This window comes from uncultured Aquimarina sp., assembly GCF_947496855.1.
GTDB lineage: Bacteria > Bacteroidota > Bacteroidia > Flavobacteriales > Flavobacteriaceae > Aquimarina.
Window position 1 is genome coordinate 456,980 of the sequence record NZ_CANMED010000004.1, and the last position, 26,346, is coordinate 483,325.

28 protein-coding genes are annotated in these 26,346 nt (G+C 33.1%); 24 read left to right on the forward strand and 4 right to left on the reverse strand.

The genetic code is table 11. The features are described from left to right. Positions 1–4: 4 nt before the first annotated feature. The 5 genes from Q0921_RS14410 (at position 5) to Q0921_RS14430 (ending at position 4,550) form a co-directional block, all read left to right on the forward strand. Positions 5–1,015, forward strand: a complete 1,011-nt coding sequence (locus Q0921_RS14410) for a transglutaminase domain-containing protein (RefSeq protein WP_299257979.1) — start codon at positions 5–7, stop codon at positions 1,013–1,015. 87 nt (positions 1,016–1,102) lie between these two features. Further along, the gene (locus tag Q0921_RS14415) at positions 1,103–1,753 is read left to right on the forward strand and encodes a DUF2459 domain-containing protein (RefSeq protein ID WP_299257981.1); all 651 of its coding nucleotides are present in this window, start codon (positions 1,103–1,105) and stop codon (positions 1,751–1,753) included. An 18-nt stretch (positions 1,754–1,771) separates the two neighbouring features. Continuing rightward, positions 1,772–2,203 (forward strand): hypothetical protein, encoded by a 432-nt coding sequence (locus Q0921_RS14420; RefSeq protein WP_299257983.1) that lies wholly within the window; start codon positions 1,772–1,774, stop codon positions 2,201–2,203. Between the two features lie 157 nt (positions 2,204–2,360). After that, a complete protein-coding gene (locus Q0921_RS14425) occupies positions 2,361–3,794 on the forward strand; it encodes an amidohydrolase family protein (protein WP_299257985.1) in 1,434 nt (477 codons plus the stop codon). A gap of 30 nt (positions 3,795–3,824) precedes the next feature. Next, positions 3,825–4,550, forward strand: a complete 726-nt coding sequence (locus tag Q0921_RS14430) for a phytanoyl-CoA dioxygenase family protein (RefSeq protein ID WP_299257987.1) — start codon at positions 3,825–3,827, stop codon at positions 4,548–4,550. Positions 4,551–4,618: 68 nt separating this feature from the next. Here the strand turns inward: Q0921_RS14430 and Q0921_RS14435 are convergent, their stop codons facing one another. Further along, positions 4,619–5,218: a fasciclin domain-containing protein gene (locus Q0921_RS14435; protein WP_299257989.1), complete on the reverse strand. Its 600-nt coding sequence runs from the start codon at positions 5,216–5,218 to the stop codon at positions 4,619–4,621. A 317-nt stretch (positions 5,219–5,535) separates the two neighbouring features. Between Q0921_RS14435 and Q0921_RS14440 the strand changes: the two genes are divergently transcribed. The 7 genes from Q0921_RS14440 to Q0921_RS14470 all read left to right on the forward strand — a co-directional run bounded on the left by Q0921_RS14440 (position 5,536) and on the right by Q0921_RS14470 (position 11,612). Beyond that, entirely contained in the window at positions 5,536–6,984 is a 1,449-nt protein-coding gene (locus Q0921_RS14440; protein ID WP_299257991.1) for an amidohydrolase, read from the forward strand. Between the two features lie 15 nt (positions 6,985–6,999). Continuing rightward, positions 7,000–8,052, forward strand: coding sequence for an SMP-30/gluconolactonase/LRE family protein (locus Q0921_RS14445; RefSeq protein WP_299257993.1), 1,053 nt, complete (start codon positions 7,000–7,002; stop codon positions 8,050–8,052). Positions 8,053–8,099: 47 nt separating this feature from the next. Then, on the forward strand, positions 8,100–8,675 hold the full coding sequence (locus Q0921_RS14450) for a Crp/Fnr family transcriptional regulator (protein WP_299257995.1): 576 nt from the start codon (positions 8,100–8,102) through the stop codon (positions 8,673–8,675). 76 nt (positions 8,676–8,751) lie between these two features. After that, complete coding sequence (locus tag Q0921_RS14455) at positions 8,752–9,204, forward strand: carboxymuconolactone decarboxylase family protein (RefSeq protein WP_299257997.1); 453 nt, start codon at positions 8,752–8,754, stop codon at positions 9,202–9,204. Positions 9,205–9,223: 19 nt separating this feature from the next. After that, complete coding sequence (locus Q0921_RS14460) at positions 9,224–9,655, forward strand: DoxX family protein (RefSeq protein ID WP_299257999.1); 432 nt, start codon at positions 9,224–9,226, stop codon at positions 9,653–9,655. Between the two features lie 87 nt (positions 9,656–9,742). Then, entirely contained in the window at positions 9,743–10,069 is a 327-nt protein-coding gene (locus tag Q0921_RS14465) for a GNAT family N-acetyltransferase (protein ID WP_299258001.1), read from the forward strand. A gap of 115 nt (positions 10,070–10,184) precedes the next feature. Beyond that, positions 10,185–11,612, forward strand: coding sequence for a polysaccharide lyase (locus tag Q0921_RS14470; protein WP_299258003.1), 1,428 nt, complete (start codon positions 10,185–10,187; stop codon positions 11,610–11,612). Between the two features lie 39 nt (positions 11,613–11,651). Here the strand turns inward: Q0921_RS14470 and obgE are convergent, their stop codons facing one another. Beyond that, the gene (obgE, locus tag Q0921_RS14475; RefSeq protein WP_299258006.1) at positions 11,652–12,650 is read right to left on the reverse strand and encodes a GTPase ObgE; all 999 of its coding nucleotides are present in this window, start codon (positions 12,648–12,650) and stop codon (positions 11,652–11,654) included. A gap of 94 nt (positions 12,651–12,744) precedes the next feature. Then, positions 12,745–13,851 carry an adenylate kinase gene (locus Q0921_RS14480; RefSeq protein WP_299258008.1) on the reverse strand — a complete coding sequence of 369 codons (1,107 nt, stop codon included), beginning with the start codon at positions 13,849–13,851 and terminating at the stop codon, positions 12,745–12,747. Between the two features lie 167 nt (positions 13,852–14,018). Here Q0921_RS14480 and Q0921_RS14485 point away from each other — a divergent pair, with 167 nt between their 5' ends. From Q0921_RS14485 to Q0921_RS14495, 3 genes are all read left to right on the forward strand, one after another. Then, positions 14,019–15,176, forward strand: a complete 1,158-nt coding sequence (locus Q0921_RS14485; protein ID WP_299258010.1) for a 5-(carboxyamino)imidazole ribonucleotide synthase — start codon at positions 14,019–14,021, stop codon at positions 15,174–15,176. A 79-nt stretch (positions 15,177–15,255) separates the two neighbouring features. Further along, positions 15,256–15,741 (forward strand): 5-(carboxyamino)imidazole ribonucleotide mutase, encoded by a 486-nt coding sequence (gene purE, locus Q0921_RS14490; protein ID WP_299258012.1) that lies wholly within the window; start codon positions 15,256–15,258, stop codon positions 15,739–15,741. A gap of 591 nt (positions 15,742–16,332) precedes the next feature. Next, the gene (locus Q0921_RS14495) at positions 16,333–18,357 is read left to right on the forward strand and encodes a M3 family metallopeptidase (RefSeq protein WP_299258014.1); all 2,025 of its coding nucleotides are present in this window, start codon (positions 16,333–16,335) and stop codon (positions 18,355–18,357) included. Positions 18,358–18,449: 92 nt separating this feature from the next. Here Q0921_RS14495 and Q0921_RS14500 read toward each other — a convergent pair whose 3' ends face one another. Then, positions 18,450–20,966, reverse strand: a complete 2,517-nt coding sequence (locus tag Q0921_RS14500) for a M20/M25/M40 family metallo-hydrolase (RefSeq protein ID WP_299258016.1) — start codon at positions 20,964–20,966, stop codon at positions 18,450–18,452. Positions 20,967–21,141: 175 nt separating this feature from the next. On the opposite strand from Q0921_RS14500, the gene Q0921_RS14505 reads away from it, so the two are divergent. The 9 genes from Q0921_RS14505 to Q0921_RS14545 all read left to right on the forward strand — a co-directional run bounded on the left by Q0921_RS14505 (position 21,142) and on the right by Q0921_RS14545 (position 26,346). Beyond that, positions 21,142–21,645 (forward strand): MarR family transcriptional regulator, encoded by a 504-nt coding sequence (locus Q0921_RS14505; protein ID WP_299258019.1) that lies wholly within the window; start codon positions 21,142–21,144, stop codon positions 21,643–21,645. Between the two features lie 97 nt (positions 21,646–21,742). Then, the gene (locus Q0921_RS14510; protein WP_299258021.1) at positions 21,743–22,099 is read left to right on the forward strand and encodes a hypothetical protein; all 357 of its coding nucleotides are present in this window, start codon (positions 21,743–21,745) and stop codon (positions 22,097–22,099) included. Further along, positions 22,074–22,418: a hypothetical protein gene (locus Q0921_RS14515; RefSeq protein WP_299258023.1), complete on the forward strand. Its 345-nt coding sequence runs from the start codon at positions 22,074–22,076 to the stop codon at positions 22,416–22,418. The genes Q0921_RS14510 and Q0921_RS14515 overlap by 26 nt, the downstream gene beginning before the upstream one ends. A 17-nt stretch (positions 22,419–22,435) precedes the next feature. After that, positions 22,436–22,846, forward strand: a complete 411-nt coding sequence (locus Q0921_RS14520) for a hypothetical protein (protein WP_299258025.1) — start codon at positions 22,436–22,438, stop codon at positions 22,844–22,846. Between the two features lie 39 nt (positions 22,847–22,885). Beyond that, complete coding sequence (locus Q0921_RS14525; protein ID WP_299258027.1) at positions 22,886–23,767, forward strand: methyltransferase domain-containing protein; 882 nt, start codon at positions 22,886–22,888, stop codon at positions 23,765–23,767. Positions 23,768–23,771: 4 nt separating this feature from the next. Continuing rightward, a complete protein-coding gene (locus Q0921_RS14530) occupies positions 23,772–24,212 on the forward strand; it encodes a hypothetical protein (protein ID WP_299258029.1) in 441 nt (146 codons plus the stop codon). An 11-nt stretch (positions 24,213–24,223) separates the two neighbouring features. Continuing rightward, positions 24,224–25,135, forward strand: a complete 912-nt coding sequence (locus Q0921_RS14535; RefSeq protein WP_299258031.1) for a TIGR01777 family oxidoreductase — start codon at positions 24,224–24,226, stop codon at positions 25,133–25,135. A 2-nt stretch (positions 25,136–25,137) separates the two neighbouring features. Next, positions 25,138–25,599, forward strand: coding sequence for an SRPBCC family protein (locus tag Q0921_RS14540; RefSeq protein ID WP_299258033.1), 462 nt, complete (start codon positions 25,138–25,140; stop codon positions 25,597–25,599). Between the two features lie 192 nt (positions 25,600–25,791). Further along, the gene (locus Q0921_RS14545; protein WP_299258035.1) at positions 25,792–26,346 is read left to right on the forward strand and encodes a sigma-70 family RNA polymerase sigma factor; all 555 of its coding nucleotides are present in this window, start codon (positions 25,792–25,794) and stop codon (positions 26,344–26,346) included.

The following is a 26,346-nucleotide window of genomic DNA, read 5'->3' on the forward strand; positions in this document are numbered from 1 at the left end:
CGTTATGAGAGCCAGCTTTTATATTTTTTTTATTACCGTTTTTACGAATTGCCTATATCCACAAATCTCTGATTTTGCATCCATAGATTTTATAAGAGCCGATAACATTGCCCAATTGAATGAAGGAGCTTCTTTAGAAAACCTCCCTATTTTAGCATATCAACTAACAAATACATTGCCCAGCGATGCAGAAAAGTTTAGAGCAATCTACAAGTGGGTTTGCCAAAACATTAAAGGGGATAATACACAGTTTACTATAGTGAATAAGAAACGTAAAAAGCTTCAACATGATTCTATTTCATTTTTGAGATGGAATCACGAATACAAGAAAACTGTTTTTAAAAAGTTACTGAAACGTAAAAAAACAATGTGTACTGGCTATGCCTATCTAATTAAAGAATTATGTTTTTTGGCAAATATCCAATGTGAGATTGTAGATGGATACGGAAGATCTGTAACGTCTAACATTAAAGAGTTGGAAATGGCCAATCATTCCTGGAATGCTGTACAGTTAAATGATAAATGGTATTTATGCGATGCTACTTGGGCGAGCGGTTACTTAAACGAATATAATACTTTTGTAACTGCCTATAATGATGGATACTTCTTGACAGACCCAGTTTTATTCGGAAAAAACCACTTCCCTTTAGAACAAAAGTGGTTGCTTAATGATAATGTAACGTCTACTGATTTTATAAAAGCGCCATTAGTATATGCAGAAACTTTTGAAAACAGCATCATTCCTATGTCTCCACAACTCATGAATATATCCATCAAAAAAGATGATGAAATTACGTTTAGTTTCAAATCATCTAAAAACATTTTGGATAAGAATATTGCGTTGGTACATTATATTGGTATCGAAGAAAAAATATTCAAAATTTACAATACTCAAAACACAGACAATATCATATCCTTTACACACTCTTTTAAAAACAAAGGAGTTTATGACACTCATCTAAAAATTAATGGCGATATCGTGGCTACTTATACGATTACAGTTACTAAAGGTTAGGTATAAGTTACATAGCTAGGTCGTAGCAAGCTGATATTAGTTCCTGGATCATCCAAAAGAATTCATTGATTTTTTGTAACTAGTACTATGCAACTGGTAAAAAAGACACTAAAATACTTAGGAGTAGCACTCCTAATTCCGATCACATATTTAATTGTTGCCTTAGTTTGTTCTTATATTCCCGTAACTCCAAAAACGAATAGCGAGGAACAGAATAAAAGTATTTATTTAGCCACCAATGGAGTCCATTTAGACATTGTAATTCCAAAAAATAACATTGACAGCTTATTACTTCGTGGAATAAAAAGAGAACCATCGGACTACTACTTCTCTTTTGGTTGGGGAGATGAGAATTTTTACATTAACACACCCACTTGGGGAGATTTAACTTTTAAAAATGCTTTAAAAGCTATGTTTTTAAAAAGTTCTACTCTAATGCACGTAACACGTTATAAATCTATACACTCTGACTGGGTTCAAATAAAAATAAGCAAAACTGAATTAGATAAACTGAATTCTTATCTACGAAGTACTTTTAAAACTCATGAAAATGGAATGAAAGTTATTTTAGAGAATCAAGGTTATTCTTCAATAGATGACTTTTACAGAGCAAAAGGAAGTTATTCATGTTTTAAAACCTGTAATAGTTGGGTAAACCTAGGATTTAAGGAAAGTGGATTAAAATCTTGTCTTTGGACTCCTTTTGATTTTGGATTATTAAGGATTCATAAAAACTAAACAACACCGTTTTGAAGTATGACTCACAGAATTCAGCAATTAATTGACACCTTCAGAAAAAAACCAAGACAACTTTTCTTTATCGATGGATTGGGGGCATTGCTCACCATATTTTTTCTGACTATCGTATTAACCACATTTCAGGAATATATTGGAATGCCTAAAAAGACACTCTATTTTTTATCCGTAATAGCAGTTATTTATGGAATATATTCAATTTCTTGCTATTTTCTTAATCCCAGAAATTGGCAACCTTTTTTGAAGATCATAGCTTTTGCAAATCTAGCCTATTGTTTTATCACCATTGTATTCATCTATTACTACTTCCAAAATATGACTGTTTTAGGGCTTCTTTACTTTTTCTTGGAACTCCTAGTTATTTTTGGATTGGTAGCTATAGAATTAATGGTTATTTTCAATCAGAAGAACAAACAATCTATAAAATCATAGTAGCTTAGCCCAAGTTGAAAGATTATTACCTATTCTAAAAAGACACTAAATTCTTATAAGTTTTAAAGAATAAAAATTAACGAAAAAGAATCGATTGGCTCAGATATAATTTATTTTTTAAAATTGACATATTGAACCTTAATAATAATTGGAATAAATGAAATTATTAAAACGAATTTTTAAGATCATCTTCATACTCATTGGTATACTACTAATAACAATTCTTATTATACTGGGAGTTGATATACAAAAAACAAGCTACCTGAAAGTTGAAAAGAATGAGTTTGCAAATAACAACTCATACCTCATTAAGAATATTAACATTATCCCGATGACGCAAGACACTATTTTAACAAACAAAATGATATATGTCAAGGAAGGTATTATTCAATCTATTGAAAACAGTACTAAAGTTCAAGGCATTGAAATTATTGACGGAGGGAATGGATATGTTATGCCGGGACTTATAGATATGCATGTCCACATATGGGATCGATATGAACTTGGTTTGTATCTATCCAATGGTGTTACAGCGGTTCGTAATTTATGGGGGATGCCAATGCATTTAAGAATTAAAGAAGCTGTAAACAATGACGAGATTATTTCACCAATATTTTTCACAACCGGGCCTAAACTCACAGGTCCAGAATTTATTGGAGATGATAATTTACAATTAACAAGTCCCAATGAAGCTAAGGAGAAAGTAATTTCATATAAGGAGAGAGGATACGATTTTATAAAAACCTTTTATGGCATGACAGAAGATATATTCGATGCCGTTATTGAACAAGCAATAATCTCTGATATAGATATTGTTGCACATCCTTCACAAAAAGTACCTTACTCCTATCATTTTAATCCTCAAATAAAATCTATAGAACATGCTGAAGACATTATTCAGCAACCTTTAAACTATAAATTAGATACATTAAAATTAAAAGAAGTGATTAATGATTTCTCGAAATCAAAACACAGTTCTTTTAGCCCAACTTTAACGGTTTACAATAACATTTACCAAATGCTTATTGATGATAAAATTTTAATGTCAGAGCAACTACAATTCATGAATCCGCTTATTAAAAAAGTAGATAGTAAAGCACAGTTTGAAAGGTGGTATACTGCTAAGCTAAAAGATTCTTCTACTGTCAAGACTATTAAAAATCAGCATGATTTTCATTTGAAAATTATCAAAAAACTCCATGAAGCAGGTACCACATTTATCTGTGGAACGGATGCTGGAATAGGTATAACTATACCTGGGTTTTCAATTCATCAAGAACTTGCATTCTATAAAGAAGCTGGGCTTTCCAATTATGAGGTATTAAAAACAGCCACTGTAAATGCTTCAAAAACTCATTCGATTATGAACAATATGGGTACTATTGAAGTTGGCAAAATTGCAAACCTAATATTAATGGATAATAATCCTTTATTAGACTTATCTACATTGCAAAACCCATCAACTGTATTTATAAAGGGAAGAAAATTAAATAAAGAGACTCTTGATTACTTTGAAAAAAAAGCAATGAATCGTAAGAATTTAATAGCCTCCGCTGTTAGATATCTAGAAAATTTGATAATTGAAAAATGAATTATTGCTAACAATATTATCTTCTTAACAATGTCAATAGTACTAAACCACAAATTAGAGCTTCAAAAACAAGGTTTCACAACCCTTCCAAATATCTATTCAAGTAAAGAAATAGATGAATTGATTGAGGTGTTGGAATTCTTGAACATTGAGAATACTAATTTCAGAAAAACGAAAGACCTATTTGCAATTAGACGGTTCTTAAAAGAAGTTCCTGAGATTAAAGATCTGCTTTTTAATAATACCCTTAAGCATTTAATTCACGAATACTTCGGAAAAGATTATTTCCTAGTTAAGTCGATATACTTTGATAAACCACCCGCTTCTAATTGGTTTGTATCCTACCATCAGGATTTGTCAATTTCAGTAAACAAAAAAGTAATAATACCGGGATATACTAATTGGACAGTAAAGCAAAATCAATTTGGAGTACAACCTCCTTTAGAAGTTTTAGAAAACATCTATACTATACGAATACATCTGGATGAAACTAATGAGCATAATGGAGCTTTAAAAGTAATCCCTGAATCTCACCTCAAAGGAATCTATAGACCAGAAACCATTGACTGGAATATAGAAAAAGAAATAGTTTGCAACGTACCAACAGGAGACGTTATGCTTATGCAACCTCTATTATTGCATAGTTCCAGTCGTACAACAAATGATCAAAGAAGAAGAGTTATCCATTTAGAGTTCAGCAACAAGGAACTGATAAAAGATTTGGAGTGGGCAGAAAAAGCTGATTTTAAATCATAAAAAACCTCACAACTCTATCTAATTGTGAGGTTCTCCGGTTTTAAACAAACACATTAAATTATGTCTTTCTATTTTCTAGGCATCATTACAGTCTCTAGCGTATGGATCACTCCATTAGTAGCTTCAATATCTGTTTTCATCAATCTACCCGCATTACCGTTTTTATCGATTAAATAAATTTTACCTCTTTTTCTACTTGCTATCAGTTTAGTACCTCCAAGTGTTTTTAACTTTACACTTCCTCCTCCTTCATTAATAGCTTTGATCATATCTTGCTCATTTATGGTTCCCGGAATGATGTGGCAATTCATAATTGCAGTCAACTCATCTTTATTTTCGGATGCTATTAATTTTTCTAATGTTCCTTTCGGTAATTTCTTAAAAGCACCATTTAACGGAGCAAATACAGTATATGATGTTGTGCCATTAAACTTGGTAGCATACTCAGAAGATTGAACGATCTTATTTAAATCAGAAAACGCTATATCATAGGATACCAACTCATTGATGTTTGAAAGATTTTCTTCTTTTGAAGTAACATCGGCTTGTGCAATTAATTTATTGTTTTCTAAGGTCCGATCTTCTTTCTGAACAACAAGATCTTGACAAGAAACAAATGTAATAATCAGGATAAATGCAAAAACATTAAATAAACTATTAATCTTCATTTTTAAAATTGATTTTTATGGAGTAATTTTTACAATTCTTATGTTATCAATAACAATTATATAATCAATGTATTACTTGACTACAGGTTAAAACTATTGTAATTAACGTTAAGAAATGTTAACAAATGAGTATTCGTAAGAACTTAATTAGTAAACGTCTTTTTACACATGTGGTTGTGCCGTAAAAGACCTATATACGATTATCAAAAATCTAAAAGTAAAAGCTCATAAGAATGTTTTAAAATGTCATTATCAGTATAAAAAACATTATTTTTAAGGTAATCATCTTAATCAAACTTGTCAAAAACTGGGCTATTATGAAATCAAATAACTTTATATGTTTATTGTTTTGTTCCATATTGATCATTCCGATCTATGGCCAAAAAAAACCTTCTGAAAGTAAACAAGCAATCATAAAATCAATAGAAAGACATCAACAAGAACTTATCAGTATCAGTGATAAAATTTGGGCATTAGCAGAAACCGCTTTTGAAGAAAATCAATCTTCAAAATTATTAGCAGATTATGCAGAAAAGCAAGGGTTTACTGTAGAACGAGGAGTTGCGGGAATGCCAACAGCGTTTGTTGCAACCTATGGTTCTGGAAAACCTGTAATTAGTGTATTAGGCGAATTTGATGCATTACCCGGAATCTCGCAAAAAGCACAACCTACAAAATCTCCGCTTAATGAAGGAGCTGGAGGACACGGTTGCGGACACAATCTATTTGGAGCAGGAAGCTTAGGAGCTGCGATCGCTGTAAAAGAACTGATTCAAAGCGGTAAGATCAAAGGAACGGTAAAGTTTTTTGGCACACCTAGTGAAGAAAAATACTTTGGAAAAATATGGATGGTTAGAGAAGGGTTATGGAATGATGTCGATGCAAATATTAGTTGGCATCCATCCGCATCTACCAAAGCAGATGTACAAAGCTCATTAGCATTAGTAGATTTTAAAATAGAGTTTTTTGGACAAGCGGCACACGCTTCTGCTGATCCATGGAATGGTAGAAGTGCCTCTGATGCATTAGAGTTATACACAACCGGAATCAACTATTATAGAGAACATGTAAAACCAACCGTTCGTATGCACTATCACATTCAGGATGGTGGACAAGTGGTTAATGTAGTTCCAGACTACGCTAGATTATGGATGCGAGTGCGCGACACCAAACGCTCTGGTATGATGCCTGTATATGAACGAGTACAGAAAATGGCAGAAGGAGCCGCTATAATGGCAAATGTTGACTACAAAATCTCTTTGATCTCCGGCATTTATGAAGTGCTTGTAAATCGAGAAGGAGGAAAACTAATGCAGAATAATCTAGAACTTCTTGGACCGATTACCTATACCGATGAGGAAATTGCTTTCGGTAAAAAAATTCAAGAAGTGACTAAAAAAGAACAAGTAGGTATGGACAGCGCCATCAATCCGCTCGAATTAACTAAGGAACATCCAGGTGGCGGTTCTACCGATGTGGGAGATGTAAGCTGGAATGTAGCTAATATTAATCTAGGAGTTACAACTGCTCCAAAAGATACACCTTGGCATTCTTGGGCTGTAGTAGCATGTGGTGGGATGAGTATTGGTCATAAAGGAATGTTATACGCTTCTAAAGCAATGGCTATGACAATGACAGATCTTTACGAAAACCCTGAAGCTCTAGAAAAAGTAAAAGCTGAATACAAAGAACGTAAAGGAGATGAAGTATATGAAGCTATTGTTCCTGAAGGACCACCACCAATCCCTAACAATAATAAAAAATAATAAGATCAGAAATATATGAAGCGTTTTAGTAAAAGAATTTTATTAATTCTTTTAGTAGCAATTATTGCCTTTGTTGCTTATACATTAATATCAACTGGTTTTTTTAGAACAGTCGAAAATCAATTTAAAGGAACTGTTCTAAAGAAAATTCCTATTCCCGGTGCAGAGGATATCACTGTAAGCACCTCTGATGGTTTTGCACTAATATCCTCTACAAATAGAGAAATACATCCTCCTGTGAAGGAAGAAAAGGGAGGATTATATCTTATGAATATAAAGGACAATGATTTTAGTATTACCCATCTTACATCTTCTTATCAAAAATCTTTTGCCCCACATGGAATTTCGATGATTAAAAAAGATAGCACCTATAAAGTAATGGCAATTAACCATACTCCAGATGGACAACATGCTATCGAAGTTTTTACAATGCAAAATAAAATCCTGGTTCACGAAAAAACATTAACACATCCTTCCTTGGTTAGCCCAAACGATCTTGTACTAATTGATGAAAATCGTTTTTATGTAACCAATGATCATAAATATACGGATGGATTTGGTAAAGTATTAGAAGAATATCTTGGACTTTCTATATCCAATGTACTGTATTATGATGGTGAAAACTATATTGAAGTTGCTAACGGAATTGCCTATGCCAATGGAATTAATTTCGATACTAAACGAAACCTATTATTTGTAGCGTCTCCCAGAGCTTTTTTGGTTAAAGTATATTCAAGAAATCTAGATGGTTCTCTGAAATTTGTAGAAGATATCCCTTGCGGTACAGGAGTAGATAATATTGAAATCGATACGAAGGGAAATCTATGGATAGGGGCGCACCCTAATTTATTGCGATTTGGATCCTATGCCAAAGGGAAAAAAGAAACTTCTCCTTCAGAAATTATTAAAGTTACGTATCGTGGTGAAAATGATTACGATATAGAGCAGGTATATACAAACGATGGAACAGTAATGTCTGGATCAACTGTCGCGACTCCTTTTGAAGATTTTATTATAACTGGGAATGTTATGGATGATCATTTCTTAATCCTGAAAACAAAAAATTAATAGATCAAGCAGTCTGAATAATTTTGTAATTCTACTTTTACTAAACAATGATAGCATCCTTAAAAAATCATATCCTAAAATTCGTAAGTCCCTCTAAAAAAGAGATGCAAGATTTCCTGAATATTATTGAGTCTGAAAAAATTTCTGCCAAGCATTACATATTAAAAGAAGGACACTATTGTAATTACAATCATTTCATTGTAAAAGGTTGTTTCAGATCATTTTTTATCAATAAAAAAGGTATTGAAAAAACCATCAATTTTGGTATTGAAGATTGGTGGCTTACCGATTTTGATAGTTTTATGAATCGAACGCAATCACAACTTAATATACAGGCCACTGAAGATGCTATAGTTCTAAAAATTAGTAAAGCAAAACTGGATCTTATTTTACAAAACTCTTTAGAAATTAATAAGTATTTCAGGATCATTTTGGAGCGTGTACGCATAGCAGATCAAAGAAGGATTCAGTACATGTTTAATCTTTCTGGAGAAGAACTTTATAACACTTTCTATGAATACAATCCCGAATTTGTCCAACGTATCCCACAATATATGTTAGCATCCTATCTTGGCTTTACTCCAGAATTCCTTAGCAAAATAAGAGCAAAAAAACACTCCTAATATATTTCTTAATCTAGATTAAGTTTTTCATCATTCGATATGCTGAATTTTGTACTAAACAAATAATCTCATACATATGAAAACGGATAGAATAGATATTAGTAAAGTAAGGCCAAACGCATACCAACCACTATTTGATTTATACACTAATTGTAAAAAAAGTACATTAACCGAACAAGAGTTTTTGTTGATCGAAATCAGAGCTTCACAAATCAATGGATGCGCATACTGTATGCAAATGCACATTAAAGAAGCTGTTGAAAAAGGTGAAAAACAATACCGTATCCACGCACTGCCTGTATGGAAAGATTCTCCTTTTTTTACTAAAGAAGAACAAGTTATCTTAGCAATGACAGAAGAGGTTACTAATATTTCAGATTATGGATTATCAGATAATGTGTATCAAAAAGCTATTGAAACATTTGGAGAAAAAAAAGTAGCCGATATTATTATGGCTATATGTGGAATCAACTCATGGAACAGAATAGGAATAGCTACTTTACTTGTACCTGTACCTTCACAAGAATAAATCTAGAAACTATTTTATTATGAAAATCAATTTTATAAAACTCTTCTTACGAGTTAGTATTTCCATCGGGTTTATATCAGCGGTTGCAGACAGGTTTGGTTTTTGGTCAAAAGAAAAATCGGCTTGGGGTACTTGGGAAAGTTTTTTAGCGTACACAAAGTTACTGAATCCTTGGGCTTCAGAGTTTATGATCAATAGTCTTGGAATAGTAGCAACATTCTTAGAAATACTGTTGGCAGTTTTTTTATTTATTGGTTTCAAAACCTCATTAGCAGCAAAAGCAAGTGGATTTTTATTATTGATTTTTGGGGTTGCAATGACAATTACATTGGGTATCAAAGGTCCTTTAGATTATTCTGTATTCTCTGCATCTGCTGCAGCATTTGGTTTAAGTCTTATAAAAGAACAATATCTAGAAATCGACCTGTTATTCGGCAAAGAGATAAGTTAAAACAATTACCTCGAGTTTTTAACCATTCGTTAAGTCATTGATAATCATTTATATCATAATTTTGAGATATAACTTCAAAAATCACTTATGGCAAAGAATGACTGGTCACAACTGGAATTAATAAATAACACAGATCGTCCTAAAAAGAGATTTGAACTTCAGGTAGAAAATGAAATTATATTTATAGAGTATATCCTGACTAATGACAATTCCATATACCTTACTCATACTGAAGTACCAAAAACTATGGAAGGAAAAGGATTAGGGAGTATGATTGTAAAAAAAGTACTCAACTACATTCAGGAGAAAGGATATAAAATGGTACCGCTTTGTCCCTTTGTTGCAGCTTATTTAAAAAAACATCCCGAAGCTGCAGATGGAATATTAAAAAAAGGATATTCTATAAGCAGTTGATATACAATTATATTTTGTTAATGTGGATATGTAAGGATTAAAATTAATAACCGAATATAGGTATACTTTTTTTAAAATATTTTCGTTTTCGAATCGATTAACCTAACTAACCACTATGAAAAATTACCAACTTGGTCTACTACTATTGCTAGCATCCATAGCAAATGTAGAAGCACAGATTTCAGGAACCGTAAAAGATCAATCTGGAAATCCAATCGAAAACGCATTAGTATGTAATGCGAATGACGTTGGTAATTATGCCAAAACAGATGAAAATGGAGTTTTCGATTTAACAACCGGCAATAGTAGTACTCAATTAAAAATTGGTGCTTTAAAATATGAAACTGTAGCATCCACATCACAGAGAAATATCATTCTTGCTCCAGATCCATTGCTAGAAAATGATGAATACCATATCAGCTTTGATCACTTAAGAGTTGGCGATACATATACCGAAAATGAACTTAAAACAGATTTTCCTACTTCTAACGGAATCGGGTTTTATGATGGCCAAACCATAAATGGTCAAAAAGATGACACACAAGACAGAGTGTCCATTGATTATGAAAACAGTATTGATCCCGGCGGAGTTTCTCTAAAAGTAAAATACCCTAAAGGATTACTCAAAACTAGTAGTTCAGGTATTGACACTAGAATACCATTAATGAATACCTTTAAAGATAACTATTATGAATCTTCAGATCTATATCTATCATATTGGATAAAGTTTAGTGATGATTTTGACTTTAATTTATGTGGTGGTAAGTTACCAAGTCTTGGTGGGTCTGATCCAAATACTCCTGATGGAGATCGAGATCGCAATAGATGGAAAGGTCGTATTATGTTCAGAAAAGGTGGTGCTATTCAGTTCTATATGGAACTTCCAGGTGAGCAAGAACCTGCAGATGACGCTATTAACGAGGATGAAAATGAACTGCGATTTTGGGGAGATCGTATAGTAGATGGCGCTAATATTTGTTCTTTTGAATATGAAAATTATCTTCGAGCGCAAGGGTGGCATAATATCGAATTACATTATGTTCTGGAAAGTTCTCCGAACGGTAACGATGGTCTCTTTGAAGGATGGGTAGATGGTGTAAATTATGATTTTGTAGAGTCTAATTATTTTAATTACTACAGGAACCCATCAGAAAACAGAGAAAACATAACAATCAATCATATATTAATCTCCACTTTTCTAGGAGGATCTAATGTGGATGATTATGCTCCGAAAGATGATGATTATTATGTTTGGTTTGATGAATTTAGAGTCTCAAAACAAAGAATTAACGAGTGGGATTTTTATACAAATGCTTTATCTGTAGAAAATCATAATGAAAAATCGAACATCAAAATTTTCCCTAATCCCAGTTCAGGGTCCTATAACCTTCCTAAAAAGACAAATTGGATAGTCTATGATCTTTCAGGAAAAGAGATTATAAATGGCATTAGTAAAACTGTTGACCTTACAGGATATCCAAAAGGATTATACTTTTTAAAAATGGGAATATCAGATATTACTTTAAAACTAATGCTCAGATAAGCTTAGAGAGAAATCAAAAATAGCATAGGATTTTATTGATCAATTATTTAGCATTTTCCATAACTCATCTTTAAGATCTTGCAGTCCTTGTTGAGCAACAGAAGAAATAAATAAATAAGGTACATTTAATTGTGTATCCAATTCTGACTTTAACTCTGCTTTTAATTCATCATCTAACATATCACATTTAGAAATAGCTATCAATCGCTCTTTATCCAATAAATCAGGATTGTATCTTCTTAATTCGTCTAATAAGATCTCGTATTGTTCTTTAATATCTGAAGCATCCGCAGGAACTAAAAAAAGTAACGTAGAGTTACGTTCTATATGTCTCAGAAAACGATGTCCAATACCTTTGCCTTCTGCAGCTCCCTCGATAATACCAGGAATATCTGCCATCACAAAGGTCTGAAAATCTCTATACTCTACAATCCCCAAATTTGGTTTAAGTGTTGTAAACTCATAGTCCGCAATTTTTGGTTTTGCAGAAGTAATTACAGATAGTAAAGTAGATTTCCCTGCATTAGGAAAACCAACCAAACCTACATCTGCCAATATTTTTAGTTCTAGTGTGATTTCATATTCCTGACCTTCGATACCGGGTTGCGCATATCTTGGAGTTTGATTCACTGAATTCTTAAAATGCCAGTTTCCACGTCCACCCTTTCCTCCTTCTGCAAGTATGATTTGTTGTCCCCCTTCTGTAATTTCATGAAGAATCTCCTGAGTTTCAGTATCTCGTACTACAGTTCCTAAAGGTACATCTACATATACATCTTCTCCATCTGCTCCACTACTCCTACTTTTACTTCCGTGCCCTCCATGTTCTGCTCTAAAGTGACGTTTGAACTTAAGGTGGAGTAATGTCCACATATTTGGATTACCTCTAAAAATGACGTGACCTCCACGACCACCATCACCTCCATCGGGGCCTCCTTTAGTAATATATTTTTCTCTATGTAAATGTACAGATCCTTTACCTCCATTTCCTGAAGCTACGTGTAACTTTACATAATCTACAAAATTCCCTTCTGTCATAATACTTTACATCTTATTCGGGCCTAGACCGGAATCTTTTCAATTTAATCTTTTCATAATCGCAAGCGAAGTTTCTAAATGCTTCAACTAGCAACTATAATTTATCAATAACGTTACTTAAACGTTCAGTAATCTCAGCGATACCTCCTACTCCATCAACTCCAAAATACTTATCTTGTTTTTGATAATAGTTTTTTAGAATGGCAGTTTCATCATAATATACTTTGATACGATTTCTAATAACACCTTCATCTGCATCATCAGGACGACCAGATGTTTTTCCTCTCTCCAATAAACGCCCTACCAACACCTCATCATCTACTTCTAGAGCAACCATAGCACTTACTTCTGCTCCTTTAGAAGATAATAATTCTGCTAATGACTTTGCTTGTGCTTCAGTTCTCGGGAAACCATCAAATATAAAACCTTTAGCGTCTGGGTTTTTGTCAACCTCAGCGTTTAGCATATTAATCGTTACTTCATCGGGTACCAATTGTCCTTTGTCAATATATGATTTAGCTAATGTTCCTAATTCTGTAGCATTTTTTATGTTATACCTAAATACATCTCCCGTAGAAATATGTACAAGATTATATTTTTGTTTTAAAACTTCTGCTTGTGTTCCTTTTCCTGCTCCTGGAGGTCCGAATAACACTAAATTTGTCATGTTGTTTTGTTTTAATTGGTAAACTTCTGTAAGATTACGACCTAAGCCGTCATAATCTAGTCCATATCCTACAATAAATCGATTTGGGATTTCTATCCCTATATAATCTATAGTAATTTCTTTAGTATATGCTTCTGGTTTAAAAAATAAAGTTGCAATTTTCACTTCTTTACATCCTTTATTCTGAAGCATTTTTGTCAATTCTACAATCGTATTACCGGTGTCGACTATGTCTTCAAGAATAACCACAGTTCTACCCGATATATCTTCTTTCAATCCTATAAGCTGTTGGACATTCGCAGTTGTTTCTGTCCCTTCATAAGAAGCTAGTTTTACAAAACTCACTTCACAATCGTGATTGAATCGCTTCAATACTTCAGACACAAACATAAAAGCACCGTTTAGCACTCCAATAAAAAGAGGTTTTTTACCTGATAAATCTTCATTAAGTCTATCAGACAATTTGTCCATTGCTTTGGTTATTTTTTCTTCAGCAATAAAGGGTTCAAATTGTAAGTCGTGTAGTGTAATCATTGTATTATGAGATTATCACAGTATCCGTTTTGTTTTTAAAGCGGCAAATATAGTGATTACAAACAAGACTTATGATAGATCTCTACTGCATTTACTGTCCAATATTGCGGTTTTTACTTATTAAAAATTTATTTTTGTTGCTTAAGGTAAATTAGATACTCCAAAAAATGACAAACTATTTTTCGTCAGACTTTAAGTTAGGTATTCTGGGTGGTGGTCAATTAGGTAAAATGATGCTCTACGAAACCCGAAAATACGATATCCAAACCTATGTTCTAGATCCCAACCCCGATGCCCCTTGCAGAATAGCCTGTGATCACTTTCAGAAAGGTGATCTTATGGATTATGACACTGTCTACAACTTTGGAAAAAAAGTAGACATACTAACTTTCGAAATTGAAACTGTTAATATAAAGGCTTTAGCCAGATTAGAACGAGAAGGAAAAAAAGTATATCCTGATTCTAAAACTTTAGAAAAAATTCAAAATAAAGGAAGACAGAAACTTTTCTACAAAGAACAAGGAATACCTACAGCCGATTTTATTCAGTTTTCTAATAAAGCACATCTAACAGAAGGTATTACCAGTGGTAAAGTAAAACTTCCTTTTGTATGGAAAAGTACTCAAGGCGGGTATGACGGTAAAGGAGTTTCTATTATACGAACTGGAGCAGATATTGCTAAACTTCCTGATACAGAATGTATAGCAGAAACCTTAATTAATTTTAAAAATGAACTTGCAGTAATTGTTGTTCGTAATCCTTCGAATGAAATAAAAACGTATCCTGTGGTAGAAATGGAGTTTCATCCAGAAGCCAATCAAGTAGAGTATGTGATTTGTCCAGCTAGAATTGACGAAAAAATTGCTGAAAAAGCACGGGAAATTGCTGAAAAAGTATCCTCAGCCTTCTCACATGTTGGTATATTAGCTGTAGAAATGTTTCAAACAAAAGATGATGATATTCTGGTCAATGAAGTTGCTCCAAGACCCCATAATAGTGGTCATTATAGTATTGAGGCTAGTTACACCAATCAATTCGAACAACATATAAGAGCAATACTAGATTTACCACTCGGTGCTACTGAGAGTAAAGTCGCCGGAATTATGGTGAATCTTGTAGGAGCCGAAGGACATGCAGGAAATGTCGTTTATGAAAACATCGAAACCATTATGAAACTAAAAGGTGTTACGCCACATATTTATGGCAAGAAGCAAACCAGACCTTTCAGAAAAATGGGGCACGTAACTATTGTTAATGAAGATATTTCTGAAGCAAGAAAAATTGCGGAAAAAGTAAAGAAAACTATCAAAGTAGTCACTGGTTAATCCTTAATAGAAATCAAGTATCACAATATCTCGAGCCAAAGCATAAAACTAGCTTTTAACAATAAGAAATAGCAAGCAAATGAGTAAAGTAGGAATTATCATGGGTAGTACAAGCGATATGCCCGTTATGGAAAAAGCAATTGAAGTACTAAAAGGCTTTGATATAGAAGTAGAAATTGATATTGTATCCGCACATCGTACACCAGAAAAATTATTCGATTACGGAAAGAATGCTCATACCAGAGGAATATCGGTAGTTATTGCCGGAGCTGGTGGAGCTGCTCATCTTCCCGGAATGGTGGCTTCTTTATCCCCTTTGCCGGTGATAGGAGTTCCTGTTAAATCTAGAAACTCAATTGATGGTTGGGATTCTGTTCTTTCTATATTACAAATGCCTGGTGGTGTTCCTGTAGCAACTGTAGCACTAGATGGTGCAATGAATGCTGGAATTCTTGCTGCCCAAATCATTGGTGTATCTGACAAATGTGTATTGGACAAAATTTTAATATACAAAGAAGGATTGAAACAAAAAGTAATCGAAGGCGCTAAACAGATAAAAAAATAAACACTAAAAATTACTGCAAAAAAAAGAGTCGCTCCTCAGCGACTCTTTCCAATATCAGGTCTTACAATAGAATATAACAATATTTATTAACCAACTTAAATATATTACACAAAAAATTCATCGTAAGACCATACTCTTAAAACCTGGTACAAAGGTAATCCCTTACTTTAACTACGCAATAATTATCTGTCAAAACTTATTAACATTTTCGATAAAATGCGATTTTTATCGATAATACGTGATAAAACTGCATTTATTTCATTTTTTTCCCATAGAAAAATATACATTTTACGTATTTCTCGGTTAAAACTGTAGCTTTTTAATCAAAATAGAAAAGAAAAGAGCTACAATTATTGTAGCTCTTTCAATATATTTGACCTTTACAAAGATTACTTATCGTTGCCATACCCCTACAGCAATAATGTAATTTAGGTTCTTTGCATAGATCATTACTAATAAACCTAATACAAATGTATGCTTATCAACTGTGGTTTAATCAAAATGTAATATCACAAAAAAAGCAATCGCCGATAAAGAACACACTTTTTCGACAAGTGAACATATAAAACATAAAGAAAACACTATTAGATAATGAAAAACCCATTATTAGAATTATTTGACCTTGCTCCTTTTTCTCAAATACAATCTGAGCACTTTTTGCCAGCTATAAGAAATGCAATTACTATTGCGAAACAAGAAGTAGATGCTATTGTAACTAATACAGAAAATCCATCTTTTTCGAATACTATAGAAAAACTAGAATATAGTGGAGAATTGCTCGATAGAGTAACTAGTATCTTTTTTAATCTTAATAGTGCCGAAACCAACGAAGAAATTCAGAAGATTGCACAAGAAGCTTCTCCACTATTATCTGAGTTTGGTAACGATATTGCTCTAAACACAGATCTATTCAAAAGAATAGAAACTGTTTATATGAAAAAGAATTCACTAAACCTTTCTCCAGAACAATCTACTCTATTAGAAAAGAGATATAAATCATTTTCTAGAAATGGGGCGAATCTTCCTACGGATAAAAAAGAGCAACTCAGAGAAATTGATAAAGAACTTTCCCAATTGAGTCTTAAGTTTGGCGAAAATGTACTTGCTGAGACCAATAAGTTCGAAATGTTATTAACGGACGAAACTGATCTTGCCGGTTTGCCGGAGGGAGCTAAAGAAGCAGCTAAGGCACTTGCCGAATCTAAAGAAAAAAAGGGCTGGATGATTACCCTAGATTATCCTAGCTACATCCCTTTTATGACCTATGCAGACAACAGAGAATTACGTAAAAAATTAGCACTCGCTTTTGGTTCTAAAGGATTTCAAAATAATGAGTTAGATAATCAAGAAATTGTGCTTAAAATTGCTAAACTACGTTATGAACGCTCCAATGTTTTAGGTTATACATCTCACGCTAATTATGTTTTAGAAGAACGTATGGCAGAAACTCCGGATAAAGTATTCTCTTTTCTAAATGAAATTATGGAAAAAGCAAAGCCAGCTGCGGAAAGAGAATTTAAACAATTAGAAAATTTCGCTAAAGAATTAGACGGAATCGATCAACTTCAAAAATGGGATGGATCTTACTATTCAGAAAAATTAAAGCAAAAACTTTTTGATCTAGATGATGAAAAATTGAAACCATATTTCAAACTAGAGAATGTTATAGGAGGTGTTTTTCAGATAGCTACTAATCTATTCGGGTTACAATTTGAAGAAACAAATCAAGTAGACAAATACCACGAAGAGGTCAAAACGTATCATGTTACGGATACTCAAGGAAATTTTATTGCCGAATTTTATGCAGATTTCCATCCAAGATCTGGAAAACGAAATGGTGCCTGGATGACATCGTATAAGCCTCAAATGAGAAAGGATAATAAAAATATAAGACCACACATCTCTATCGTGTGTAATTTCACCAAACCTACACCAAGCAAGCCTTCACTATTAACTTTTAACGAGGTAACGACATTGTTTCATGAATTTGGTCACGCTTTACATGGGATGTTAGCCAATACTACGTATCCTGGACTATCGGGAACAAGCGTTTATTGGGATTTCGTAGAACTACCAAGTCAGGTATTAGAGAACTGGTGTTATGAGAAAGAAGCATTAGAATTATTCGCCAAACACTATGAGACCGGTGAAGTTATACCTATGGAATTGGTTCAAAAGATAAAAGAATCATCCACTTTTATGGAAGGAATGGCCACAATGCGTCAATTAAGTTTCGGGTTATTAGATATGTCTTGGCATTCACAAAACCCTGCTGATATTAAGGATGTAAAAGCACATGAAAAGAAAGCATTTATTGATACTTCTTTATATCCTGATGTTGCTACGAACTGTATGAGCACCTCTTTTTCTCATATTTTTCAGGGAGGCTATTCTGCTGGATATTATTCCTATAAATGGGCAGAAGTATTAGATGCAGATGCTTTTGAGTATTTTAAAGAAAATGGAATCTTTAATAAAGAAGTAGCTACTAAATTTAAGGATAATGTATTATCTCAAGGAGGAACTGAAAACCCTATGACATTATATAAACGATTTAGAGGCCAAGAACCAAAACCAGAAGCACTGTTAAAACGCGCTGGGTTGATAAAAGAATAATTTATAAGAAATAAGCAAATAAAAAAGGTGCTTCAAATTGAAGCACCTTTTTAGATTACGGTTTTAAGTTATTGTTTCGATTTATTTTGGGATTATTGAATTATTAATTTGCGTACAGCTAGTTTTTCTCCTTCACTTTCTATTCGTATAAGATATATTCCTGATCCTAATGACAGATTACTGGCCGAAATATTGTTAGCTCCAGAATTTAATTGAATTCTAGATGCTTTTTTTCCTAAAATAGTATAAATCGTCGCAACAATCCCCTTTTTAGTAGCTCCGTTAACATTTAGCACAAAACTATCTTTAGTAGGATTAGGAGCTATGGTAATTATAGATGCGCCTAACTCCTCTTCATCTCCCAGTATTGGAGTTTTAGTCCCGAAAGCTACTGCAGCTGTCGAAGATCTGGTACAAGAACTTTCATAGATTTTCACATTAGAAAAAATAGAATTGTTTCCACTTCCTGCATCATTATCATTTACAAATACCAACCTATCCATAGCACCAGTATAAAAATCTCCAACTGGGATCGCATATGATGTTGTACCACTTGAATAATTGTCATAATTAGTTAAGCCGTAGTTTTGAGAACCGTGAACTTTAAAATATCTATTAGAGGTTAAGGTATTATCATCCTCGAAACCTATTCCATGAATTTCTCCTTGCGTAGTACTACTAAAATCAAACTCTAAGACTGTAGAGGATGTTACAGTATAGTTAAGTGAGATGTATTTCCAAGTGTTATTTTGTAAAGAAACTCCTGATCCATTATTTAGGACAGAAAAATCACCTGCCGAATCCTGATTAGAAAAAGCTGAAATCGTATAATCATTAAAATCTAAAGCAATACATGAATCTGGATCTGGATCCAAAGAAGACTCTCCTATTCTAAAATCATCTATCGCTATATCTCCTTGCCAACTAGATCCTGTTACGGTATTGAATCTAAGCTGGATACTTGTTCCATTATAAGATGCCAAATCTACATCAGCTGCATTCCAATCACTTCCTTGTGAACCTGATTTACTAAAAAGGCTTGTCCAATTGGCTCCATCATCAGTACTTATGTCAATTGATAGGCTACCGATTGCACTTCCTTCCATATGATATTTAAAACCAATAGTAGGATTGGTCAATCCATTTAAATCAAAACACGGAGAATTTAATATTGCTCTTTTGTTTGGAAACCCTGTTCCATTTCCAGAAGCTTCTACATAAATATAAGAAGATCCATCTGCCGCACTTACCGGACCAGTGCCGTTAGATGGTGTACCATTAGCATCCACTGTCCAATTAACATCATCATTTGTGGATTGCGTCCAAGCGCCGACTGATCCTTCAAAACTTTCCGCGTTAGGAAAACTTGTAATACTAATATTACATTCTTCTCCTCCACCTCCACCTGTGTTTACTCCGTTGGAGATTTCTATTAAATATTCTAATGCTAGTTTACAAAATTTAGCTGCGTGAGTTGCATTAGGCGTTGGAGATCTATCAAAAGTATCTCTTGTTGTATGAATATTTGGATTACTTTGATTAAATGTTGCTTCGAAAGGAAAAGCCACCGCGTATCCTTCTTGCGCCCAACTATAGTGATCAGAGCACCCATAATTACATTGAGAAGTCCCGTAGGTAATTCTATGAGTACCCGAGGTATTATAATAGTCCATCAACTCTACCAAAAAGTCATTTAATGTATCATCATTATATGAATCTGTAGAAACATAGACGTCATTGGCGGAGCCTTTATAGTTTGTCATATCTAATTGCATATAACTAACTACATTTACATTTCTATTTCGATAATCTTCGGCGATTTCTCTGGAACCTCTAAGCCCAACTTCTTCTGCTGCAAAAGCCATAAATTCCATGGTTCTTTTAGGTCTAAAATTCATATCGAACAAAACTCTTGCTGCTTCAGTAATTGTAGCAATTCCTGATGCATTATCATCAGCTCCAGGAGCATCATTATTGTTGCCACCAGAGGTAGAATCTATGTGACCACCAATGATTACAAATTCGTCAGGAGCTTCAGTTCCCGTAATCGTCATAACCACAGAAGGCATATTGGTACTCGTATGATTTACAATACGAACCGACACATCACTTCTACCACTAGCCAAGTTTTCCCATTTTGTTTTTAGATCTAAAACAGCTTGGGTAGCATTACTTTTTGTATGATAGCGAGTCCCATAATTTTCTAATTCTTGAATTTGATTTGCAATATTTAGATTATTCACTAAATCGAGACTTTGTCTTACTAATTGATCTTGGGTAATAGAAAACCCTCCAGCAAGTTTCTGAAATAATCTTCTCTGTTGTATCGCCGAAACTGCGCTCTTTTTTGAGTTTTGATAGATAAAACCAGGACCGTGAACTAATACCTTATGGTGTAATTCATGAGCAGCTTCATCACTAAGCAGCACTGCACTATAACCATTTTTTGATTCGATAATTTGTATATCTTCAGGATGATTCTTTTGAAGCCCCAAGGCATCTTTTGTCTCCATCGTAGCATAAAACATATCCGATGGTTCCTGTGCATGACTATTATACATAAATAGACTAAGCAAAATTGTTGAAATAATTAAGTTTAACTTTTGCATTTTTAAATGAGTTTGTGTTAGACTATTAACTTACACAAAACCAAACTATTACCAAAGTGGCTAATCCGCAAAAAAACAACTGCACTAACATCTGTTAGTCTATGGTTTTAACATAATCAATAAATTAAACTTTCAATAATTACTGAAAGTTTAAGATTTATTGTATATTTGTACTATGAATTACAAAGAAGCAAAAGATAAATTTATATCAACGTGGGGAGCCTTAGGTACTTTGTGGGGTATTAATAAGGCTATGGCGCAAATCCATGCATTATTGTGGATCTCACCAGAACCACTTTCTATGGAAGATATTATGGAGGAGTTACATATTTCCAGAGGAAATACAAGTATGAATCTTCGCCAATTAATGGATTGGGGTATTGTTTTTAAAGAAAGTAAACCAGGAGAGCGTAAAGAGTATTTTGTTTCTGAAAAGGATGTGCAAGAGTTAGCAAGACAAGTAGCCAAAGAAAGAAGCAGAAGAGAAATAAAGCCCGTTATAAAGGTCTTAAGAGAAGTATCCGGGATAGAAGGAGATGGGTCAAAAAAGACAGAAGAATTAATAAAACAAACGAAGGCCTTGTATGAATTGGCAAATAATGCAGATACGATGATGAACAAAATCGTAAATCAAGAATCTAATTGGATTACAAAAACGCTTATGAAACTTATTAAATAATAACCTAAAACGTAATCAATAAGATACAAGGAAGAAATTCCTTTTCTTTTTCAAATGATGTTTCATAAATTATTGAAACTTTAAAAATATTAGAATTATGAAGACAACGCATAACATTAACAAATGGAGTTTTATCATCACTTTATTGCTTTATTTAACGGTATATCTAGGATTGTTAGCCCAAATACCGCTTGGATTTATTCAGTTCATTTTAGCATTATCCATTTTAAGTCGTTGGAAAGAACTGAATCCATTATCTAAAAAGTTGATCTCAATTTATTGGTTCCTTTTTATTTCGTACTGGTTAGCATTCTATCTTTTAAATCAAAGTTTTGAAAACACATATGGATTAATTTTTTATGCTGTAATTCCAATGGGTATTGCTTCATACTTTGTGTATACCACGTATCAAATCAAAAAAGAAATCCATGAACTTAAACCTGATTACATATAGTATATACATACTAATCACTGTATTCATTATTATCAAGGTAGGACTTATTTGCTATAAAAACGGAAATATATTTGTGGCGCATCTTGTTCCTGATGATAAAGATTTCTGTTTACGAATAAACAATATGCTTTTGACAGGGTACTATCTTATAAACATTGGATACACAGTAATAACATTAACCGGATGGACTACGATCAATTCTATTTCGCAAATGATCGAAAGCTTGTCTAAACATACAGCAACCATAATCTGTATACTGGCGACTTTACATTATTTCAATCTGTTCTGGATTACAAAATTTATTAAAAACATTAAATAATTATAAATACGAACTTTATGGAAACTTCTAAAATTTTTATAGGATATATTATTTATTTACCCATAGCAATTATCCTTACCTATTTTGTCTCTAAAACACTTTTTAAGAATGGAAAAACCTTTATGATCGACATTTTTAAAGGTAAAGATGATATTGCAATCGCAACGAATCGTCTTTTTGAAGTTGGTTTTTACTTACTAAATATTGGTTGGGCATTATTAATCCTAAAGATTGACAACTATAACTTTAATGACACTTATCAAAATTTAGTAGAAATATTGAGCTTTAAAATTGGTGGATTTTCAATTTACCTAGGGTTAATGCTATTCCTTAACATGTACCTGTTTTTTAGAGGAAGAAAAAAATCTAAACAAAGGCCACCAGTTGTTACTCAAACAATAAGACCAAAAGGGCCTCAGGTTCAATAAATATATTGTGTTTTTCAATCATAAATAAAACATCAAGTTATGAATACTACACTTCCACTCTTACATAAAATCAGATTTCAAAAATCTAATAAAGAAAATCTTATAGAACTCTATGATGAAGCTACAGAAGATTATGAGTTCTGGAGCAAGGATTTCAATATGCATTTTGGATATTACATTCCTTTTAAAACAACACTTTTTAAAAGAGATACCATGCTTAATGAAATGAATAATCAGGTATTTAATCGGTTAAACTTCAATAAAAGAAATGGATTGATTGCAGATTTGGGTTGTGGAATTGGTGGTACTATGAGATATGGTTTACGCAAATATCCACGTCTTAGTGTTATGGGAGTAACACTTTCTCGTTTTCAGGTTCAGGAAGGTAATAAAAGACTTAAAAACATGAACGGATTGATTCTAGAAGAAAATTATTGCCACACATATTTTACTTCTAATAGTATGGATAGTGCATATGCTATAGAAAGTTATTGTCATTCTGGTCATAGCGAAACAGCATTAAAGGAAGCTTACAGAATAGTTAAACCTGGCGGCAAACTAGTAATAGCAGATGCTTTTCTAAAAAAAGATGAAGATCAATTATGCCCAGGAAGTCATTATTGTTATGATCAACTATGCAAAGGATGGAGCCTGGAAGGGCTAGGCAGTATACAGCGAGTCAAAAAAACCTTAGAGGAAGTTGGTTTCAAAAACGTAATCGTAGAAGATGTTTCTTTCAGAGTGGCACCTTCGGTATTACACGTGCCTTTTGCAATAATTGGTTTTATTTTCAAAAAATTATTTAAAAAAGAAATGCTAAAGCCTCAAAGTTGGAAAAACCTTAAAGGATCTATTTTTGCATTACTATCAGGATTGCATATGAAAAGCTTTGGATATTATATCATAACAGCAGAAAAATAACTTAATGAATATAGCTCGGATCACATATCAATGGATGTATATCATCATCGCTACCATACTATCAACAGTTGTATTGTTTTACTACGCAAAAGCACTTCCGGAATTGATTCCCAATGATAATTTAACCAAAGAAATGATCATGTGTTCTGGTCAACTTTTATGGCAAGGAAGTATCATATTGATTTTTATAAAGAAAAAACTTCATAGTTATCTCTATAATATGATTACGGTTTCTTTATTAGGGTCGTTAGCACTAATTCCGATGATATTATTGTTTCAAAAAGAACAAATATCCATAGAGATCCGAATTCTTTTATTCTTAGCGGTTGTTTTACTAATGATTATTGAACACGCAAGAAGAGTTAAAAAACTAGCATTACCATCTTACTTGACCCTAACCTGGATTACATACAGAATCCTATGGTTACCAATATTATTATTTTAATTTTAAAGAATATGAAAAAACTAATTATAGCAGCAGGAACAGGTTTTTTAGGAAACGTACTAGTTGAGCATTTTAAAAACAAAGCAGAGACTATAGTAATACTTACTCGTAGTAAAAACAAATCCATAGAGAATATCAAATATGTGCATTGGGATGCCAAAACTCTAGGAGTATGGAAACAAGAACTTGATGATGCAGATGTTCTTATCAATATGACAGGAAAATCAGTCGATTGCAGATATCATCAAAAGAATAAGAATCTCATTCTTTCCTCTAGAGTAGACTCTACTGCTGTATTAGGCGAAGCTGTTTTAGCTTGTAAAAATCCTCCTAAAGTTTGGTTAAACTCTTCTACGGCGACCATCTACAGACATTCTTTGGACAAAGAAATGGATGAAGTCAATGGTGAGATCGGAACGGGTTTTTCTGTGGATGTAGCTACCAATTGGGAAAGTGTCTTTTTCTCTCATCAGACTCCCAAAACCAGAAAAGTAGCTTTGAGAACGTCTATTGTTTTAGGTAAAAATGGTGGCGCTTTGCAACCCATTCTCAATTTAGTAAAAATTGGTTTTGGCGGGAAACAAGGGAAAGGAAATCAAAAATTTAGTTGGATTCATGAAGACGATTTTGCAAGAAGTTTGGAATTTATTATTGAAAACTCAGAAATTCAAGGTCCTATAAATATCGTTGCTCCTAAACCAACAGATAATAATGGGTTAATGAAAACACTGCGAAATGCTACTAAAACTCCCTTCGGAATTCCATTACCCAAACCTCTTTTAGAGATCGGAGCTAGAATTATTAAAACCGAAACTGAATTGATTCTAAAAAGCAGAAATGTTATTCCAAAAAAGCTACAAGATTCAGGTTTTAGATTTAAGCACCCTAACCTCACCAAAGCACTAATAGATTTAACCTCATAATTATGACTAAAATTGAACTATGTACTCTTATCGATGCTCCTTTGGCAACTGTTTTCGATGCTGCAAGAAATATTGATCTTCATATGAGTTCTGCAAAGAGAACTAAGGAAATAGCCATTGCTGGAAAAACCTCAGGATTGATAAACTTATATGAAACTGTTACTTGGAAAGGAAAGCATTTTGGCTTGTATCTAAAGCACCAAAGCAAAATAACATCTTTAAAATATCCAACCTTCTTTATAGATGAAATGATTCATGGTCATTTTAAGAGTTTTAAACATCAACATATTTTTAAGGAAACAATAACCGGAACTAAAATGATTGATCTTCTAGAATACGAAACTCCTTATGGGTTTTTAGGAAGATTTTTTGATCGGTTTTTTTTAAAAAATCATTTAACCAAATTCCTCTCTACAAGAAACCAGCATATAAAGACTGAAACAGAACAATCAACCATAAGGTAATTATCTTTACTTATTGTATTAAGCTATTTTTAGTGAATCATGACAGTAATCGTAAATCACATAGCTATTAAAAAAACAACGTTATCGATATCCTGCAAGGTTTCTTTAAGAAGTTCTTCTGCAATTCAATGGTTTAAACTTATTTAAGATTCAACTTTTTATCCTATTTTTGAGGAAAAGAGCGAATACACTATGCCGACAAACACAATAGACCCCAATTCGTGGATAGATAAATACAGTGACTACCTATTTAACTATACCATAGTGCGAGTTGATGACAGAGAAATTGCACAAGATTTAGTGCAAGAGACCTTTTTTGCAGGTCTTAAATCAATGAAAAACTTTAAAGGAGAGGCAAGCGAACGTACTTGGCTTATTTCTATACTTAAAAGAAAAATCATTGATCATTATAGAAAAATAAATAGTAATAAAGGTAAAGCAGAAGTGCGTATCAATTACACCAATGATGGTGAGACTGAAGGAGATTGGTTAGAAGAAAGAGTAGCGGATCCCTTTGATCAAAACGCCGAAGGTAAAATTGAGAATAAAGAATTAGGAGTCGCAATCCACGATTGCCTCGGCAAATTACCTGAGAAACAAGCTCGTATTTTCTCTATGAAAACTATTCAAGGATTTGATACAGAAGCAATCTGTAATGAATTCGATATTACTGCGTCTAATTTATGGGTAATCATTCATCGTGCACGTACAGCGATGGCAGAATGCTTAGAAAAAAACTGGTTTTAA

Excerpts from the sequence above, each read along its gene's own strand:
- Q0921_RS14510 (WP_299258021.1), top strand. The coding sequence starts at position 21,743 with ATGAAGACAACGCATAACATTAACAAATGGAGTTTTATCATCACTTTA.
- Q0921_RS14445 (WP_299257993.1), top strand. The coding sequence starts at position 7,000 with ATGAAGCGTTTTAGTAAAAGAATTTTATTAATTCTTTTAGTAGCAATT.
- Q0921_RS14410 (WP_299257979.1), top strand. The coding sequence starts at position 5 with ATGAGAGCCAGCTTTTATATTTTTTTTATTACCGTTTTTACGAATTGC.
- Q0921_RS14430 (WP_299257987.1), top strand. The coding sequence starts at position 3,825 with ATGTCAATAGTACTAAACCACAAATTAGAGCTTCAAAAACAAGGTTTC.
- Q0921_RS14520 (WP_299258025.1), top strand. The coding sequence starts at position 22,436 with ATGGAAACTTCTAAAATTTTTATAGGATATATTATTTATTTACCCATA.
- Q0921_RS14465 (WP_299258001.1), top strand. The coding sequence starts at position 9,743 with ATGGCAAAGAATGACTGGTCACAACTGGAATTAATAAATAACACAGAT.
- Q0921_RS14495 (WP_299258014.1), top strand. The coding sequence starts at position 16,333 with ATGAAAAACCCATTATTAGAATTATTTGACCTTGCTCCTTTTTCTCAA.
- Q0921_RS14505 (WP_299258019.1), top strand. The coding sequence starts at position 21,142 with ATGAATTACAAAGAAGCAAAAGATAAATTTATATCAACGTGGGGAGCC.
- Q0921_RS14440 (WP_299257991.1), top strand. The coding sequence starts at position 5,536 with ATGAAATCAAATAACTTTATATGTTTATTGTTTTGTTCCATATTGATC.
- Q0921_RS14450 (WP_299257995.1), top strand. The coding sequence starts at position 8,100 with ATGATAGCATCCTTAAAAAATCATATCCTAAAATTCGTAAGTCCCTCT.
- Q0921_RS14420 (WP_299257983.1), top strand. The coding sequence starts at position 1,772 with ATGACTCACAGAATTCAGCAATTAATTGACACCTTCAGAAAAAAACCA.
- Q0921_RS14435 (WP_299257989.1), bottom strand. The coding sequence starts at position 5,218 with ATGAAGATTAATAGTTTATTTAATGTTTTTGCATTTATCCTGATTATT.
- Q0921_RS14415 (WP_299257981.1), top strand. The coding sequence starts at position 1,103 with ATGCAACTGGTAAAAAAGACACTAAAATACTTAGGAGTAGCACTCCTA.
- Q0921_RS14535 (WP_299258031.1), top strand. The coding sequence starts at position 24,224 with ATGAAAAAACTAATTATAGCAGCAGGAACAGGTTTTTTAGGAAACGTA.
- Q0921_RS14485 (WP_299258010.1), top strand. The coding sequence starts at position 14,019 with ATGACAAACTATTTTTCGTCAGACTTTAAGTTAGGTATTCTGGGTGGT.
- Q0921_RS14480 (WP_299258008.1), bottom strand. The coding sequence starts at position 13,851 with ATGATTACACTACACGACTTACAATTTGAACCCTTTATTGCTGAAGAA.
- Q0921_RS14425 (WP_299257985.1), top strand. The coding sequence starts at position 2,361 with ATGAAATTATTAAAACGAATTTTTAAGATCATCTTCATACTCATTGGT.
- Q0921_RS14500 (WP_299258016.1), bottom strand. The coding sequence starts at position 20,966 with ATGCAAAAGTTAAACTTAATTATTTCAACAATTTTGCTTAGTCTATTT.
- Q0921_RS14460 (WP_299257999.1), top strand. The coding sequence starts at position 9,224 with ATGAAAATCAATTTTATAAAACTCTTCTTACGAGTTAGTATTTCCATC.
- Q0921_RS14525 (WP_299258027.1), top strand. The coding sequence starts at position 22,886 with ATGAATACTACACTTCCACTCTTACATAAAATCAGATTTCAAAAATCT.
- Q0921_RS14455 (WP_299257997.1), top strand. The coding sequence starts at position 8,752 with ATGAAAACGGATAGAATAGATATTAGTAAAGTAAGGCCAAACGCATAC.
- Q0921_RS14470 (WP_299258003.1), top strand. The coding sequence starts at position 10,185 with ATGAAAAATTACCAACTTGGTCTACTACTATTGCTAGCATCCATAGCA.
- Q0921_RS14515 (WP_299258023.1), top strand. The coding sequence starts at position 22,074 with ATGAACTTAAACCTGATTACATATAGTATATACATACTAATCACTGTA.
- Q0921_RS14540 (WP_299258033.1), top strand. The coding sequence starts at position 25,138 with ATGACTAAAATTGAACTATGTACTCTTATCGATGCTCCTTTGGCAACT.
- Q0921_RS14545 (WP_299258035.1), top strand. The coding sequence starts at position 25,792 with ATGCCGACAAACACAATAGACCCCAATTCGTGGATAGATAAATACAGT.
- purE (WP_299258012.1), top strand. The coding sequence starts at position 15,256 with ATGAGTAAAGTAGGAATTATCATGGGTAGTACAAGCGATATGCCCGTT.
- Q0921_RS14530 (WP_299258029.1), top strand. The coding sequence starts at position 23,772 with ATGAATATAGCTCGGATCACATATCAATGGATGTATATCATCATCGCT.
- obgE (WP_299258006.1), bottom strand. The coding sequence starts at position 12,650 with ATGACAGAAGGGAATTTTGTAGATTATGTAAAGTTACACGTAGCTTCA.